The organism is Actinophytocola sediminis, assembly GCF_054779715.1.
In genome coordinates this window covers 18,784-33,838 of sequence record NZ_BAAGXS010000032.1, presented here as the reverse complement: position 1 = coordinate 33,838, position 15,055 = coordinate 18,784, and the positions used below count along the sequence as shown (strand labels likewise).

The 15,055-nt window shown below is 68.9% G+C and carries 13 protein-coding genes; 2 read left to right on the top strand and 11 right to left on the bottom strand.

Going from position 1 to position 15,055, the window contains the following annotated elements:
- Positions 1-12: 12 nt before the first annotated feature.
- Both ACYVIP_RS20515 and ACYVIP_RS20510 read left to right on the top strand, forming a co-directional pair.
- Positions 13-990: an ATP-binding cassette domain-containing protein gene (locus ACYVIP_RS20515; RefSeq protein ID WP_460398659.1), complete on the top strand. Its 978-nt coding sequence runs from the start codon at positions 13-15 to the stop codon at positions 988-990.
- Positions 987-1,835: an ABC transporter permease gene (locus ACYVIP_RS20510; RefSeq protein ID WP_460398657.1), complete on the top strand. Its 849-nt coding sequence runs from the start codon at positions 987-989 to the stop codon at positions 1,833-1,835. Before ACYVIP_RS20515 ends, ACYVIP_RS20510 begins: the two co-directional genes overlap by 4 nt.
- Before the next feature lie 118 nt (positions 1,836-1,953).
- On the opposite strand, the gene ACYVIP_RS20505 is transcribed toward ACYVIP_RS20510, so the two are convergent.
- Genes ACYVIP_RS20505 through thrC form a run of 11 tightly spaced genes read right to left on the bottom strand, consistent with a single transcriptional unit; the run spans position 1,954 to position 14,983 of the window.
- Positions 1,954-3,159: a cation:proton antiporter gene (locus ACYVIP_RS20505; RefSeq protein WP_460398655.1), complete on the bottom strand. Its 1,206-nt coding sequence runs from the start codon at positions 3,157-3,159 to the stop codon at positions 1,954-1,956.
- Complete coding sequence (locus tag ACYVIP_RS20500; RefSeq protein WP_460398653.1) at positions 3,156-3,875, bottom strand: SDR family NAD(P)-dependent oxidoreductase; 720 nt, start codon at positions 3,873-3,875, stop codon at positions 3,156-3,158. The genes ACYVIP_RS20505 and ACYVIP_RS20500 overlap by 4 nt, the downstream gene beginning before the upstream one ends.
- Positions 3,872-4,978 carry a pyridoxal phosphate-dependent aminotransferase gene (locus tag ACYVIP_RS20495; protein ID WP_460398651.1) on the bottom strand — a complete coding sequence of 369 codons (1,107 nt, stop codon included), beginning with the start codon at positions 4,976-4,978 and terminating at the stop codon, positions 3,872-3,874. The genes ACYVIP_RS20500 and ACYVIP_RS20495 overlap by 4 nt, the downstream gene beginning before the upstream one ends.
- A gap of 12 nt (positions 4,979-4,990) precedes the next feature.
- Positions 4,991-6,262 carry an APC family permease gene (locus ACYVIP_RS20490; protein WP_460398649.1) on the bottom strand — a complete coding sequence of 424 codons (1,272 nt, stop codon included), beginning with the start codon at positions 6,260-6,262 and terminating at the stop codon, positions 4,991-4,993.
- Complete coding sequence (locus tag ACYVIP_RS20485; RefSeq protein ID WP_460398647.1) at positions 6,259-7,650, bottom strand: FAD-binding oxidoreductase; 1,392 nt, start codon at positions 7,648-7,650, stop codon at positions 6,259-6,261. Before ACYVIP_RS20485 ends, ACYVIP_RS20490 begins: the two co-directional genes overlap by 4 nt.
- Before the next feature lie 7 nt (positions 7,651-7,657).
- Positions 7,658-9,259, bottom strand: coding sequence for a thiamine pyrophosphate-dependent enzyme (locus ACYVIP_RS20480; RefSeq protein ID WP_460398645.1), 1,602 nt, complete (start codon positions 9,257-9,259; stop codon positions 7,658-7,660).
- Entirely contained in the window at positions 9,259-10,473 is a 1,215-nt protein-coding gene (locus tag ACYVIP_RS20475) for an ABC transporter substrate-binding protein (RefSeq protein ID WP_460398643.1), read from the bottom strand. Before ACYVIP_RS20475 ends, ACYVIP_RS20480 begins: the two co-directional genes overlap by 1 nt.
- 14 nt (positions 10,474-10,487) lie before the next feature.
- Positions 10,488-11,600 (bottom strand): sulfotransferase family protein, encoded by a 1,113-nt coding sequence (locus ACYVIP_RS20470; protein ID WP_460398640.1) that lies wholly within the window; start codon positions 11,598-11,600, stop codon positions 10,488-10,490.
- Positions 11,597-12,553 carry a D-2-hydroxyacid dehydrogenase gene (locus tag ACYVIP_RS20465; protein ID WP_460398638.1) on the bottom strand — a complete coding sequence of 319 codons (957 nt, stop codon included), beginning with the start codon at positions 12,551-12,553 and terminating at the stop codon, positions 11,597-11,599. Before ACYVIP_RS20465 ends, ACYVIP_RS20470 begins: the two co-directional genes overlap by 4 nt.
- A complete protein-coding gene (locus ACYVIP_RS20460) occupies positions 12,550-13,695 on the bottom strand; it encodes a Glu/Leu/Phe/Val dehydrogenase dimerization domain-containing protein (RefSeq protein WP_460398636.1) in 1,146 nt (381 codons plus the stop codon). Before ACYVIP_RS20460 ends, ACYVIP_RS20465 begins: the two co-directional genes overlap by 4 nt.
- Before the next feature lie 16 nt (positions 13,696-13,711).
- Positions 13,712-14,983: a threonine synthase gene (gene thrC / locus ACYVIP_RS20455; protein WP_460398634.1), complete on the bottom strand. Its 1,272-nt coding sequence runs from the start codon at positions 14,981-14,983 to the stop codon at positions 13,712-13,714.
- Positions 14,984-15,055 lie beyond the last annotated feature (72 nt).

Here is a 15,055-nt window from a genome sequence, read left to right as displayed (position 1 = left end):
AGGGACGACAGGATGACCGAGTTGGCCATCGAGACCTCGGGGCTGATCAAGACCTTCGGCAGGACCAGGGCGGTCGACGGCGTCGACCTCGCCGTGCCGGCGGGTTCGGTGTACGGCGTGCTCGGCCCGAACGGTGCCGGCAAGACCACCGCGGTGCGCATGTTGGCCACCCTGCTGCGGCCGGACGGGGGTGAGGCGAGAGTCTTCGGGCACGACGTGATCCGCTCGGCGGACAAGGTGCGTTCCCTGGTCAGCCTCACCGGGCAGTACGCCTCGGTCGACGAGGACCTGACCGGCGCCGAGAACCTGGTGCTCATCGCCAGGCTGCTCGGGCACCGCAAACCGGCCGCGCGGGAGCGCGCGGCCGGGCTGCTGGCCGCCTTCGGCCTGACCGAGGCCGCCGACAAACAGGTCAAGAACTACTCCGGCGGCATGCGGCGGCGGATCGACATCGCCGCGTCCATCATCCGCACCCCGGAGGTGCTGTTCCTCGACGAGCCGACCACCGGGCTCGACCCGCGCAGCCGCAACCAGGTGTGGGACATCATCCGGATCATCGTCGCGCAGGGCACGACGGTCATGCTGACCACCCAGTACCTGGACGAGGCCGACCATCTCGCCTCGCGGATCGCGGTCATCGACCACGGCAAGGTCATCGCCGAGGGCACCCCCGGCGAGCTCAAGGCCTCGGTCGGCGCCGGGTCGATCCACGTCCGGCTGCGCGACGGCGCGCAACGGGAGGCCGCCCTGCGGGTGCTCACCACGGTGCTGGGCGACGGCGTGCAGGTCGACCCCGACCCGGTCGCGCTCACCGCACAGCTGTCCGGCAAGGACACCGACCGGGAGGCCGCCGAGCAGGCGTCGCGGGCGCTGGCCGAGCTGGCCGCCGCCGGCATCGTCGTGGACAACTTCGCCCTCGGGCAGCCCACCCTCGACGAGGTGTTCCTCGCCCTCACCGACCACCCAGCCACCGAGGAGGTCGCGGCATGACCGCCGCCACTACCGACAAGACCACCACCACCTACACCCCGGCGGCGGAGAGCCTCAGTGCCGTGCTCGCCGCCGGTGAGCCGCCGCCGAGACCGTCGGCCTGGTCCGCGTCGCTCACCTTCGGCTGGCGCACGATGCTCAAGATCAAGCACGTGCCGGAGCAGATGTTCGACGTCACCGCGTTCCCGATCATGATGGTGCTGATGTTCACCTATCTGTTCGGTGGGGCACTGGCCGGCTCGGTCACCGAGTACCTCCAGTTCCTGCTGCCGGGCATCATGGTGACCAGCGTCGTGATGATCACGATGTACACCGGCATGGGCGTGAACATCGACATCGAGAAGGGCGTGTTCGACCGGTTCCGCACGCTGCCGGTCTGGCGCCCGGCCGCGCTGGTCGGCGCCCTGTTCGGCGACGTGTTCCGCTACATCACCGCGGCGATCGTGATCCTCATCGTCGGCCTGATCCTCGGGTTCCGGCCGGACGGCGGGGTTGCCGGGGTGACGATCGGGATCGTGCTGCTGGTCGGGTTCTCGTTCGCGTTCTCGTGGATCTGGACGATGTTCGGGTTGCTGTTACGTTCGGAGAAGTCGGTGATGGGCGTCAGCATGATGGTGCTGTTCCCGCTGACCTTCCTGTCGAACGTGTTCGTCGAGCCGGAGACCATGCCGGCCTGGCTGCGGGTGTTCACCGAGGTCAACCCGATCACCCACCTGGTCGCCGCGACGCGTGGGCTGATGCAGGGCAACCCGGACGCCGGCGAGATCATCTGGGTGCTGGTCGCGTCGGGCGTGATCATCGCGGTGTTCGGCACCCTGACCATGCGGCTGTACAACCGGAAGTGACTCGCCGGCCGGCGAGGCTCCCTTTTCGGGGGCGGAGCCCCGCCTCGCCTGAGGCGGGGCTCCGATCGCACTACCAGCCAAGCCAGACGCGCGTCCGCCAGTCCACCGCAGCAGGACCCTACGGGTTCGGCCGGTCGTGAACCGTGCTGGTCGAGGTGGCCGTCGACCTCGACCAGCGCATCGCCAGGTGCCCGCTGAGCAACGTGGTCGTGATCGACATGACCAGCAGCGAGGTGTAGGCGCCAGGTGTGAGCAGTCCGGCGGTGAGCCCGATCTGGATCACCACCAACTCTGTCAGGCCGCGGGTGTTCATCAACGCCGCCAGCAACCCGGACTCGCGGCGCGTCAGGTCGGTGTTCTTTACCGCCCAGTACACCGCGCCCATCTTCGTGACCACAGCCAGCGTCGTGACCAGCCCGATCGCAACCCACGTCGGCGCATCTGGCACGTGGAGCCGAACGCCCAGCGCCGAACTGAAGAAGTACAGCGGCAACAGCACCCCGCCGCACCGGGACAGCCACCGCGTGACCTCCATCCGCGGCAGGGCCACGCCGAGCAGGAACGCGCCGATCAACGCGGGCATGTGCAGTCGCTCCACCCCGACGCCCGCCAACACGACGGTCGCGCCGAGGACAAGGGCCATCGGGATCGGGAACTGTTGCTCGGCCCTGGCGAGACCGCGGTTCCCGCGCAGCAGCCGGGCCAACCCGAGCGTCGCGACCACCAACGACACCAGCACACCGACGCCGGTCAAGGCCACAGTCGCCGCGCCGGCGCCGGACGCCAAAGCAAGACCAACGGACAGTAGCAACCAACTGATCGCGTCAATGGTGGTCGCCGATGTCATGCTCACCACGCCGATGCGGGTGTGGAGCAGGTTGGTTTCGGTGAGGATGCGGGACAGCACCGGCACTGCCGTCATCGTCATCGCCACTATCCCGAAGATGACCAACGCGGGCAGCGGTGCGTCACCGCGCAACGCCCCGGTCCAGTTGGCGAGCAACGCCAACCCCGCACCCGCCAGCCCGGCCGGGACAACGGCCGCCAGCAGGACTCGCCGCACCAACGGCCGGTCCGCGCCGAGCGTGCGCGGCTCCAGATGCTGCCCGATCGCGAAGATGAATAGCAGCACCCCGACCTTGCCCACCCAACCGAGTACGGGCGCGCCGGGAATGCCGGACGGCACCACCGCGGCCACGACCGAGCCGAGCAGGATGGTGGCGACGACCTCGCCCATGATCGGCGCCTGCCCGACCCGGACCGCGAATCGGCCCACCAGCCGCGCCGTGAGCAGGGCCGCGGCGGCGACGAGAACGGTGATCACGCCAGCCCGAGCCCGCCGCTGAGGGTGATCGTCTCACCGGTGAGCGAGTCGCCCGCGCGCAGCACGAGGAAGGCCACGGTTTCGACGACCTCCTCAGCGTCCACCAAGCGCCCCAGCGGAACACGCGCCCGGTAGGTGGACATTGCCTCATCCCGCGACGGCGACATCGTCGCCAGCACCTCGTCGCGCAGTCCCGTGTCGACCAGCGCGGGCGCGACCGCGTTGCAGCGCACTGCGATCCCGTTGCGCGCACAGTGCAACGCCACCGACTTGGTCAGGTGCAGCACGGCCGCTTTCGCCGCGCCGTAGGCGACCATGCCGGGGGTGGCCAGCATCCCGGCTGTCGACGACAGGTTCACAATGGACACCGGGTGCGCGAAGCCGCGGGCGACGACCTCGCGGCACCCCAGCCACGTGCCGACCACATGAGTGTTCAGCACTTCCAGCCATTGCTCGGGTTTTGCCGTCAGTACGCCCTGCTCGGTGCCGCCGAGCGTGCCGGCCGCATTCACCAGCGCGTCGATTCTGCCGTGGCGGGTCAGCACTTCGTCCACCGCGCGGCTCCAGTCGGCCTCCTTCGTCACGTCCAGCGCGATGCCGTCACCGGTCGGCTCGCGCGAGGCGGCGACGGTGGTCACGCCCTCGCGGGCCAGCCGCTCGACCAGGGCAGAGCCGATGCCGCCACTGCCGCCGGTGACCAGGACGACGGCGCTCATACTCGGCTCCCGAGTCGCTGCGCGGCGGCTTCCAACGTGCCGCGTTTCTTACACACCGCGAAGCGAACCGTCGTATCGACAGCCGGGACCGGTGCGGAGTAGAAGACCGACAACGGCAGCGCCGCCACACCACCGTCGCGGACCATGCGGTCACACCACCCATCGGCGGGCTCGCCAACGTCCGCCAGCAGGTAGAACGGGCTTGCCTCCACCGTGGTGGGCAAGCCCAACGCGACCAACCTGCCAGCGAACCAGGCGGCTCGTTCGTGCAGCTCCGAGGCAACTCCGCCGACGATGTCCGGGAATTCCGGACTGGCCATGATCTTGGCCACCGCGTGTTGCAGCGGAACGGCCGGGCAGAAGGTGACGTACTGGTGCACCGCCCTGATCCGCCGGGTGAGCTCTGGCCCAGCCACGGCCCAGCCGACGCGCCATCCCGTGGCGGCTAACGACTTCGACACTGAGGAGATCTTGACCCGTAACTCCGGGTCGGTGATGGCGTCCAGGACGCCGTGATGTCGCGCGCCGCCGGCCAGCAGGTGCTCGTAGGTCTCGTCGGAGATCACGACGGCCCCGGTCCGATGTGCGATGTCGGCCAACGCTGCCCACTCGTCGGCGTTGAGAGTGCGCCCCAACGGGTTCCACGGGCTGTTGACCACCACGACCCGTGTGCGCGCGGTGCACGCCGCGTGCAGCAGGTCGGCGAACGAGGCGTCCAGGTCGGTCAGTCGCAACCGGACCGCGGTCGCCCCGGCGGCGGCGATGGCGGGCGCGTACTGCTCGTAGGCCGGTTCCACCACGATCGCCTCGTCGCCTGCGCTCAGCAGTGCGGACATGGTGCAGTGCAACGCTTCCGTCGCGCCCGCGGTGATCGTGACCTCGGTGTCCGGATCGCTACCGGTGCGCGCGGCGACGGCCTTTCGCAGACTGGCCAAGCCCGCGCTGGGCGTGTACTGGTGCACAGCCTCGCTTTCACCGGCCGCGACCAGCGCGCGCAGCAGCGCGGCAGGTGGACCGTGGTCGAAGACACCTTGCGCCAGGTTGATCGCACTGTGTTGGGCGGCAAGTGCGGGAATACGCACGAACATTGACTCCGCGACCACGGTCACGCTCCACTACCTCTCGGTTCGGCGGTGTTGGACTACCTGGACGGCAAGGGCGATGGCGAGCACGGCGACCGCGTACAGCGACCGCCAGCCCGACTGGATCAGGCTCGCACCGAGGACCGCGAGCAGCAACAGGTTCAGCACTGAGCGCACGGTGAAGCCGCGCACCCGCGCATAGGACACGATGCTCAGCAGGTACAGCACGATGAAGATGGCACTGGCGGTCGCCACGGCGTCCACGATCGCGTCCGGCTTCAGCACCAGCACGACGCCGACGACCCCGAACAGCCCGGACAGCAGGAAGATAGCCCGTCGCGGCACGCCGCTTTCGGTGGTGACGGCCAACTTCCGTGGCAGGATGCCGCTGTTGGCCGCACCGACGACGAGCCGGGACACCCCCCACACCCACGCGACCGCGTTGAGCACCATGGCGCCGAACGCGATCACGGTCACCGCGATCACCACCAGCTGGCGCGGCTGGATGGTCTGCGCCAACTGCAGAAGTCCGGTGACATCGTCCACTTCGGACCGTGGGATGCGCACCGCGATGGCAACCGTGAGCAGGATCGTGAACAGACCGTACACGCCCAGCGCCGTTACGCTCACCGGTAGGAAGTCGCGGTGCGGGTCGCGGAACTCCTTGCTCAGGAACGTCAGGTTCTCAAATCCGGCGAACGCCCAGAACGCCAGCAGCACACCGGGCAACAGCACACTGAGGGTGGAGAAGTCCGGTGTGACGGCCGGAAGTCCGGTCGACACCGCGGGAATCGCCGCCACGATCAGCACCGCCGCCATCGCCACCAGTGCCCACGTGCCCGCGTTCTGCACCCGCGCGCTCGTCTTGACACCCGCGAGGTTCGACGCGACGGCGGCGGCCAGCACCATCGCCGCGGCCACCACCGCGACCACGGCGTTGGCCCCGAGTGCCTGCGCCACATAGCGTCCGGCGACCATCGCGCCCGAGGGCAGGCCGACGATCACCAGCGACACGAACATCAGCGGCACGCACCGGCCGAACACCTTGCCCAGCCCGGCGCGGATGAAAGCCTCGATGCCGTCGCCGTCGGGGTTGGCGCGCACCATGTCCTCGAACATCAACAACATGGGCAGGCAGATGACGGTCGACAGCAGCCACACCAGCAGGCTGTTTGACCCGGCCTCGGCGTACACCGCCGATGGCAGGAACAGAATGCCAGAGCCGGCGACCGAACCGATCGCCAGCGGAATCGCCTGCCGCCTGCTCAGTCCGTGCCGTGTCACGTCAACGTGCCCGTCGGTCATGAAGTTTCGCCACCCCATCGGATCATCCGATCCCGGTTGAGGATGCCGTGTGGATCAAGCAGGGTCTTCAGTCGAGCCATCAACTCGATCTCCTCCTCGGATCTGGTGTATCCAAGGAAAGACCGTTTCTCGAATCCCACGCCGTGCTCAGCCGAAATCGAACCGCCACTATTAGTGACTAGACGATACACAATGTGTTCGACCTCGGATTTGCGGTCCCGAGTGGTTTCCCCGGTGATGACCGCGATGTGCACGTTGTCGTCGCCCAGATGGCCGAACACCAGCAGCCGCACCGCTGGCCAGGACCGTTGGAGCTCGGAACGCATGTCCCGCAAGCACATCGCGAGCTGACCGGCGGGCACGCTCACGTCGAACCCGAACAGCGGCTGCATCCGCAGGATCTCCGCCGGTATGCGCTCACGGGCTGCCCAGAACCCTGCCAGCTCGTTGACGTTCGACGCGACCGCCGCGGCCAGGAGGTTGTCCGCCACCTCGGCCATACATTCGGCGAACCGCACGGTGTCGGTCTCGGGGTTCGCGCCTCGGCTCTCCACCAGCACATATAGCGGATGGCCAACAGGCAGCGGCAGCCGGATACCGGTCGGCTCCAGCACCCGGTAGGCGTCGTCCCAGATGACCTCGAATGCTGTCACCGCGCCGGGGAGCCTGCGCTGCAACGTGTTCAGCAGTCGCAACGCGGCATCCACATCGGCCACCGCGCAGAACGCGCCGGTCCGGGTGATCGAGCCCGGCTGCAGCGCCAGCGTCGCCGACGTGACCACGCCGAGCAGGCCTTCGCTGCCGATGAACAACTGCTTGAGATCCATGCCCGCGTTGTCCTTCACCAACGCCGTGGACAGCGTCATCACCTTGCCATCGGCCAGTGCCACCTCCAGCGACCGCACGTGCTGACGGGTCATGCCGAAACCGACGACGTTGACGCCACCCGCGTTGGTCGCCACACAGCCGCCGATGGTCGCGCTGCCCTTGGACGCCAGGTCGATCGGCAGCAGCAACCCGTGCGCCGCCGCGGCGTCCTGCACGTCCGCCAGCGTCGCGCCGGCGCCCACCGTCACCGTGCGACCCGCGAGGTCCACCGGCCGGATGTCGTTGAGCAGCTCTGTGGACAGCACCATCTCGCCCGCGTCCGGCACCGCGCCGGATACCAGCCCGGTCATGCCGCCCTGCACGACCACCGGCTGCCGGTGGCCGTCGCAGTACTTGAGAATCGCCGCGACCTCGGCCGCGGTGCGCGGCCGGACGACCAGTTCGGCGTGGCCGACCCGGTCGCTGCCCCACAGGTCCTGCACGTGACGGGCAGGCACGTCCTCGCCCGTGAGGACGTTGTTCGCGCCGACGATCGCGGCCAGCTCCTCCTGGTGCCGCATGCGCACATCATTGATCAACGGAGTCCGCCTTCTCCCACTCGTTGTTGGCATGCCCGGCGCGCAGGCTCGCGCGCACGTGCAACAGGTAGCCGTCGTCACCCGCGGCGAGCGCACGACGGACCGCGCCCTGCGCCTCCTGCGACGTGTGCACGGTTTCCCCCGGCACGCCGAACGCCTCCGCCCACCTCACCAGGTTCGGCGTAACGAGACTCGTGCCGCAGTACTGGCCAGCGAACTTGCGGCGAGCGTGCTGGTCGATGGTGCCGTAGCCGCCGTTGTCCGCCACCACGACGATCGGGCAGCGGCCGTGCGCCCGTGCGGTGGCCAACTCGTCGCCGGTCATGAGCAGACCGCCGTCACCTACCACGCACACGACGGTCCGGTCACGGAACCGGTTTGCCGTCGCGACCGCCGCCGGGACGCCGAAACCCATCGCGCCGTTGCCCAGCGCCAGCATCAGCCGGTCCGGGCCGGCGTGCACGTGTCGGTGGATCCAGCTGGAGAAGTTGCCCGCGTCGAACGTGATCACCGCGTCGGCAGGCAGATCCTCGTCCAACGCCGCCGCGATGTGGGTGAGGTCGATGCCGTCGTCGAAGTGCCGCGGCTGTGGCTTCGCGAGGCGGTCGGCCAGTTCGTGCCAGTCGCTCACCCACTGGCGGCGTTGCGCGGACGGTTCGGGCCACCGCACGCCGGCGAGCGCGTCGAGGACGGCTCGCGGATGCGCCGACTCCTTCTCCGGGTACACGACGTGGACGCGCGGACCGGTCCAACCTGACAGGTGGATCTCGTCGGGCGCTTCACCAAGCAACACCACCAGATCGGCCTGTGCCAACCGGTCCCGCACCGCACGGGGTGTGCCCAGGTGCAGGTGCCCGGCGTAGTGCCGGTGCCGGTTGTCCACGAGGTCCTGCTGCTTGTTGCCCACCAGTACCGGCAGCGTGGCCGCTTCGGCCAGCGCGATGAGCTTGCCGCCAGCCACGCGGTCGGTGTGGCTGTGCCGCAACAGCCGCCCGGCCAGCAGGACCGGCCGTTCCGCCCGCTCCAGCTCGGCCCCAAGGTCCGCGATGTCCACATCGGACTCAGTGGTCGAGAAGGACGGCACGTTGCCCGAGACCGGTACGGTCCACAGGTCTTCCGGCACAAGCAGGACGACCGGCTGCGGTACGGGTCCGGTGAGGACTTCGGTTGCCTGGGCGAGCTGTTCGGCCAGCCGCGCCGCGGCCAGCGTGATGACCGTGGCCAGCGCGCCGAACATGCCGGCCAGGTCCGCGCCCTGGAACGCCGTGTGCTGGTCGGCGTCGGTGGGGATGTCGCCGACCAGCACCAGCAGCGGCGTCGGGTCCGCCGCGGCCGCGTCCACCGCGATGGCGGCGTTGCAGCTGCCAGGGGAGCGGTTCACCGCGACGACACCGGTATTGCCTGTCATCCTGGCGGCGGATATCGCCATGAAACCCGCGCCGCTCTCTTGCCGGGTGGTCACGGTGCGCATGCCGTGTTCGCCCGCTGTCGCGAGCAGTGGCAGGAACGCCTCGCCGGGCACGGTGTACAACTCGTCCGCGCCAAGCGTTCTCGTCATCCACCGGCACAGCAGGCTGACGACCGTGCTCATCAACGCGTCACAGACGGGTGGCGGAACTCGCCCGTCACCGACTCCTCGGGCCAGACGACAACGGCCTTGTCCGCGGTGTCGCCGACTTCCTGGTAGTGCATCAGCACGATCTCCGGCGGCTGGTGGTGGTCGGTCGCGCCGAACCGGACCGGGCCACGCCACGTGCGGAAGCTGCCGGACTCCAGGGCGTTCTGCAGCGCGGCGCGTTCGTGCGATCCTGCCAGCGCGGCCGCCTGGGTGAGGATCACCACGTCGGTGAACGAGCTTAGCGCATTGTCCGGCGGGTAGCTGCCGAACTCGTTGTAGTACGTGTCGACGAACCACCGACCGACCCAGGTCAGTCCGGTCCACTCCGGACTGAACCGGGTAGCCGGCCACACCACACCAGCACCGGCCTGCCCGGCGAACTTCCAGTAGTCCTGTGATCGCATCGGGAACGGGAAGCACGCCATCATCGGCACCTTCGGCAGCAGCCCGGTCTTCGCGGCGGCCTCGACGATCATGTAGTTCGTCCGCACCACGCCCGCGTTGACCAGCAACTCGGGGCCGAACTCGGCGGCGCGCGCGAGCGGCGCGTCCAGGTCGCGCACGCCGTCCTGCGCGAAATCCTCCCGGAACAGCTCCAGGTCCGGGATGGCGTCCTGGAGCGCCTCGCAGACCGTGTCCGCGAGCATCTGGCCGAACACCGTGTCGGCCGCGACCACCGCCACCCGTCGCCAGCCCTGCTTTGCCGCGAAGGCCGCCATCAGCGGTGCGCGGTCGGCGATGGAGAAGTAGGTACGGAACAGGTGTTTGCGGCCTACGGTGATGGTGTTGTGCCCGTTCTCGATGAACGTCGGCACGCCCCAACGCTCGGCAAGGTCCGCGACTACCGGGCTGGTGCGCAGGTGCCACTGGCCGACGACGGCGCTCACGTTGTCCAGCATCACCAGCTTGGCCATGCCGCCGGCCGCCGAGCGGGACATGTGCTCCACCTCGGCGCTGCGCTGGTCGTTCTCCAGGAACAGCCGCACCGACCGGCCGGAGAAGTCGCCGGAACGCTCGGCCACGAACCGCGCACCCAGCACCGCACCGCGCACCACCAGCTCACCGGCGGTCGGGTCGCCGGGCGGGCTCAGCGGTGTCAGCACACCCACCGGCATCGCGGCACCCGTCACCGTCGCGTTGTGCTCCTCGACGAGGGCCTTCGCCCTGATCTCGTTGTCGCTTTCCATCGCACTTTCTCCGTTCAGACGTCGAAACGCTTGCGGTAGGCCGAAGTCGCGGTGCGCAGCGCCTCGGAGTCGAGCCCGAACTCCGCGGTGGAGTACCGGTGCACGCCATGGCTGCGCTGCCCGTTGGCGGCCAGATACGTTCGGATCTCATCGAGGAAGCGGTCGGTCATCGGCAACTCGAGGAAGTCCAGTACGCGGCGCATGGTGCCCTCGGTGTCGGTGATCAGTTCCCGGTAGCGCAGGTCCAGCGTCGGCCGCCCGGCCACCAGCTCGTCCCGTTCGTCGGCCAGCCGATCGGTCAGCGGGACGATCCGGTCGCGCCAGAACCCGCCGATCTCCGGCAGGTCCAACTCGTCCGAGCGGGCCCCGCGGACCGCGCGGCACAGGCTCGCTGTGGATGAGATCGCCTCGGCCGGGTCGCGGTGTAGGTGCACGAACCGCGCGTTCGGGTAGGCGCGCACCAGTTCCGGCAGGAACCAGGTGTGAAACGGGCACTTGAGCACCGGCGTCAACGGCCCGCCGTCCTCGGCCGTGCGCCTGCTCATCAGCAGCTCGAGCTGGTTGCGGTGCCACTGGTAGGGCACCGTCAGGTCCTGCTGATGCAACCAGTCCCCGTAGGAGGGCACGTGGTAGCGCATCTCCAACACCATGCTGTGGAAGGTGTTGGCCAGCAGCCGGTGGCACTCGTCGGGTCGGTCGGCGTCCAGCAGGTGGATGCCGTGCAGGTCCGGCGCCTTGGCGTTGTAGTCATCGACGTACCGCTGCGCCTGGTCGCGCACCTCGGCGTAATGCGCCGGGTCACCGCCGGCGGCCACCGGGTCTGACAGCTCCCACAGCTTCGGGCCGTGCGTCCGCTCGTGCAGGGCGAGCAGGTTGTGCAGCAGAGTCGTGCCGGTCCGCAGCAGGCCGATGATCGCGACCGGCGCGGCCACCGGTGGCGGGGTGACGGTCTCCCGCGCCCGCACCACGTCCGCGATCACTTGTTTGCCACGGTCGATGGATCCCAGCACCACGGGCACGTCCTGGTCCCGCAGCCGCGCCTCGGCCAGCAGAGCGGCGCGGAACTTCTCCGCGCCAACGTCGACCCCGGGGTCCGGCCACAGGGTTGGGACGGACGTTGTGGTCACTGATCCTCCTTTGTGGATACTTTGACCGCGTCACGCGGCGGCCGACCTGCCCGCAGGTCGGCCAGGTTCTCCAGGAACGCTTTGCCCACCTCGGTGGGCTCACCGGGGAAGGCGAACGCGCGGTGCGGCGACACCACCAGATTGGGCACTGTCCACACGGGATCGTCTGCTGGCAACGGCTCTGTCCGGTGCACGTCGAGGAATGCGCTCCTGATCTGCCGTTCCCGCAACGCCTCATGTAGCGCTTCGTCGTCCACCGTGGATGCTCGGCCGACGTTGACGAGCGCGGCGTGCGACGGCAACGCGGCCAGTACCGCCTTGTCGACCAGGTTCGCGGTCTTCTCGGTGCCGGGTAGGCAACAGACCATGTGGTCGGCGGACGCGGCGGCGTCGATGAGCCGCTCGACGCCGATGGTGCGTTCCGCTTCCGGCACAGGGACCTCGCCGGTACGGGTCACCGCGACACACCGGGCGCCAAGCACCGCCAGCCGCCGCACTACCGCGCGCCCGATCCGTCCCGCGCCCAGTACGAGCACCACCGATCCGTGCAGCATCACCGCCTGCGACGAGTACCACGGTGGCCGGTGGGCCAGCTCGGGGAAGTCCTTGAGCAGCATGAGCAGTCCCGCGACGGCATACTCGGCGACCGAGTCGACCGGCACTCGCGCGGAGTTGGTCACCAGTACGTCGGGCCGCAGGCCGGCCTCCGCGAGGTGGTCGGTGCCCGTGCCGGTGAGGTGCAGCCACCGCAGCGAAGGCAGCTCGGCGAGGACGCCCGGCGGAAACTGGTAACCCACCAGGACATCCACTCCGGCTCGGATCTCCGGGTCGAGGTCCGCCACGGTGTCCGCGTGCAGCACGGGCACCTCGGCCTCGATCCGTGGCAGCAGTCGCGGAGCCATCTTCGAATGTGCGACGAGCACGGTCGGGCGCCGCCAGTCGCGGCCGGTCAACACTCGATGTTCCGGTCCGCCAGCAGTTCGACGACGGGGTCAGCGCTGCTCGAGGCGGCCAGCTCCTGGATCAGCTCGCAGTTCTTTGTGATCTTCTTCGAGATCCAGTCGCGCAGCCATGCCGACAGTTGCTTGATGCCCAGCCCGGATGGCGCGACGCCCGCGATGATCGACCCGGTGACCGCTGCGGCGCCAACGTTCACGACCACGTCCGGCAGCACGGTGTGGCCTGCCATACGAAGCATCCGTCGCGCGGGCTTGGTGCAGCTCATGTTGCCGCCCTCGACGATGAGGCCCGCGCGGACCGAAGGAACCACGGACTCGTCGATCGCGTCGGCACCCGCCGCCAGCACGATCACGTCGGAGTCGACCTGCAGCCAAGCGCGGTCGCCGTCGCGTACGCGAACCGAGGAAGGCAGCTTGCTCCGGTCGATCGTGCCGTTGGTGCTGGTGAACTTGATCAGATCGTCGATGGGCAGCCCAGCGGGGTCCTCGACCATGCCGGCCACGTCCGCGACGGCGACGACCAGGTGGCCATGTGCGGCCATGTGCTGAGCCACCGCCCGGCCGACTGTGCCGAAGCCCTGTAGGACAACGCGTTGCGGTGTGTCCGCACCAGCGGCGCGCAAGGTGCTGAGCGCGGCGGTGGCCACGCCGAAGCCGGTGACATCGACCATGGTCCGCCAGAACTCCGGCCAGTGGACGTCCAGCCGGGTGGCGCCGGGTCGGGTGGCGATGTCGTAGCCCGCGGCGGCGAAGAACTCGTCCCGGTCGGGGTGCGTAGTGCCCTGATCGCAGCCCAGGTACACCCCGCCGTGCAGCAGCGGTCGGGTGACCTGGCCGAACGTGCGCATCAGCGCCTTGCGGTCGTGGATCGGCCTGCGCGGGCGGATACCCGCCTTCGCGCCGCCGATCGGTAGGTCCACCAGGGCTAACTTGTGCGTCATCGCCCTGGCGAGCAAAGCAAGTTCGGCCTCGTCCACAGTGGTCGTCATCCGGGTGCCACCCATAGCCAGGCCGTCGACCATGCTGTCGACCACGACCCAGCCGTCGGCGTCGCAGCCCGGCAGGGACAGGGTGGTGCTGAACAGTGGGGACGATGCACTGGCGGTGTCGTCGTTGTGTAGCAGCGTCTGGTTCATACGGCGGTGTCCTGCCTCACAGGTCGAGGGCCTTCTGCACGGCTTCGATGGACGGTGGGACGTTGGCGCGCGGACCGACCTGGTCGCCGAGCGCGTCGAGGGTTTTGAGACCGTCGCCCGTGATCATCAGCACGGTTTCGGCGTCGGGGTCCAACTGGCCGGTGTCGATGAGCTTCTTGGCGGTCGCGACCGTGACGCCGCCCGCGGTCTCGGCGAAGATGCCTTCGGTGCGGGCCAGCAGCCGGATGCCGTCGACGACTTCCTCGTCGCTGACGTCCTCGATCACTCCGCCGGTACGGCGAACGGTGTCCAGGGCGTAGGGGCCGTCGGCAGGTGCGCCGATCGCCAGGGAGCGGGCGATGGTGTCGGGGCGGACGGGGCGAACCACATCGTGGCCGGCCTTGAACGCCGAGGAGACGGGGGAACAGCCGGTGGCCTGCGCCCCGAACACCCGGTAGGGCGACGCTTCGACGAGGCCGAGTTGGCCGAACTCACGGAAGGCCTTGTCGACCTTGGTCAGCTGCGAGCCGGAGGCGATCGGGACCACGATCTGGTCCGGGAGGCGCCAACCGAGTTGTTCGGCGACCTCGTAGCCGAGGGTCTTGGAGCCTTCGGCGTAGTAGGGGCGGACGTTGACGTTGACGAACGCCCAGTCCTCGTGTTCCGCGGCGAGTTCCTGGGCGAGGCGATTGACGTCGTCGTAGGTGCCGTCGACGGTGATGAGTGTGCTGTCGTAGACGGCGGTCATCAGGATCTTGGCCCGCTCCAGAGTGGAGGGCACCAACACGACGGACTGCCAGCCCGCGCGTGCCGCCGCCGCGGCGACGGCGTTGGCCAGGTTGCCTGTTGACGGGCACGCGAGGACCGTGAAGCCGAGTTCGCGGGCAGCGGCCAGCGCGACGCCGACGACGCGATCCTTGAACGAGTGCGTGGGGTTGCCGGTGTCGTCCTTCACCCAGATCTTGCGCGCCCCCAACGCTTTGGCCAGCCGGTCGGCCTCGACCAGGCGGGTCGTGCCGGGGTTGGTGCTCGGGTGGTTCTCGACGGTGGTCGGCACGGGGAGCATGCCGCGGTAGCGCCAGATCGACCTTGGGCCTGCCTCGATCTCCGCACGGCGAACCGTGCCGAAGTCGTATGCCACCTCCAGCGGTCCGAAACACTCCTGACAGGCGTATTCCGCGGCCAGCGCGGTTTCCTGCCCACATTCACGGCAGGCCAGGGCACGTGCTGGTCCGAGGTTCGGGCCAGCAGCGACCACATCAGCGACCACATCGGATGTTGATGTCATTCACAGAGCTCCCATTGACTTGCGGGCAAGCAGGCATCGCATTACGAAAGGGAGAAGTCGCACGTTGGTTCA

Bases quoted from the DNA above. Each gene is read 5' to 3' on its own strand.
- ACYVIP_RS20500 (WP_460398653.1), bottom strand. From the start codon at position 3,875: ATGAGCGCCGTCGTCCTGGTCACCGGCGGCAGTGGCGGCATCGGCTCT.
- ACYVIP_RS20515 (WP_460398659.1), top strand. From the start codon at position 13: ATGACCGAGTTGGCCATCGAGACCTCGGGGCTGATCAAGACCTTCGGC.
- ACYVIP_RS20480 (WP_460398645.1), bottom strand. From the start codon at position 9,259: ATGAGCACGGTCGTCAGCCTGCTGTGCCGGTGGATGACGAGAACGCTT.
- ACYVIP_RS20510 (WP_460398657.1), top strand. From the start codon at position 987: ATGACCGCCGCCACTACCGACAAGACCACCACCACCTACACCCCGGCG.
- ACYVIP_RS20460 (WP_460398636.1), bottom strand. From the start codon at position 13,695: ATGAACCAGACGCTGCTACACAACGACGACACCGCCAGTGCATCGTCC.
- ACYVIP_RS20475 (WP_460398643.1), bottom strand. From the start codon at position 10,473: ATGGAAAGCGACAACGAGATCAGGGCGAAGGCCCTCGTCGAGGAGCAC.
- ACYVIP_RS20485 (WP_460398647.1), bottom strand. From the start codon at position 7,650: ATGCGGCACCAGGAGGAGCTGGCCGCGATCGTCGGCGCGAACAACGTC.
- ACYVIP_RS20490 (WP_460398649.1), bottom strand. From the start codon at position 6,262: ATGACCGACGGGCACGTTGACGTGACACGGCACGGACTGAGCAGGCGG.
- thrC (WP_460398634.1), bottom strand. From the start codon at position 14,983: ATGACATCAACATCCGATGTGGTCGCTGATGTGGTCGCTGCTGGCCCG.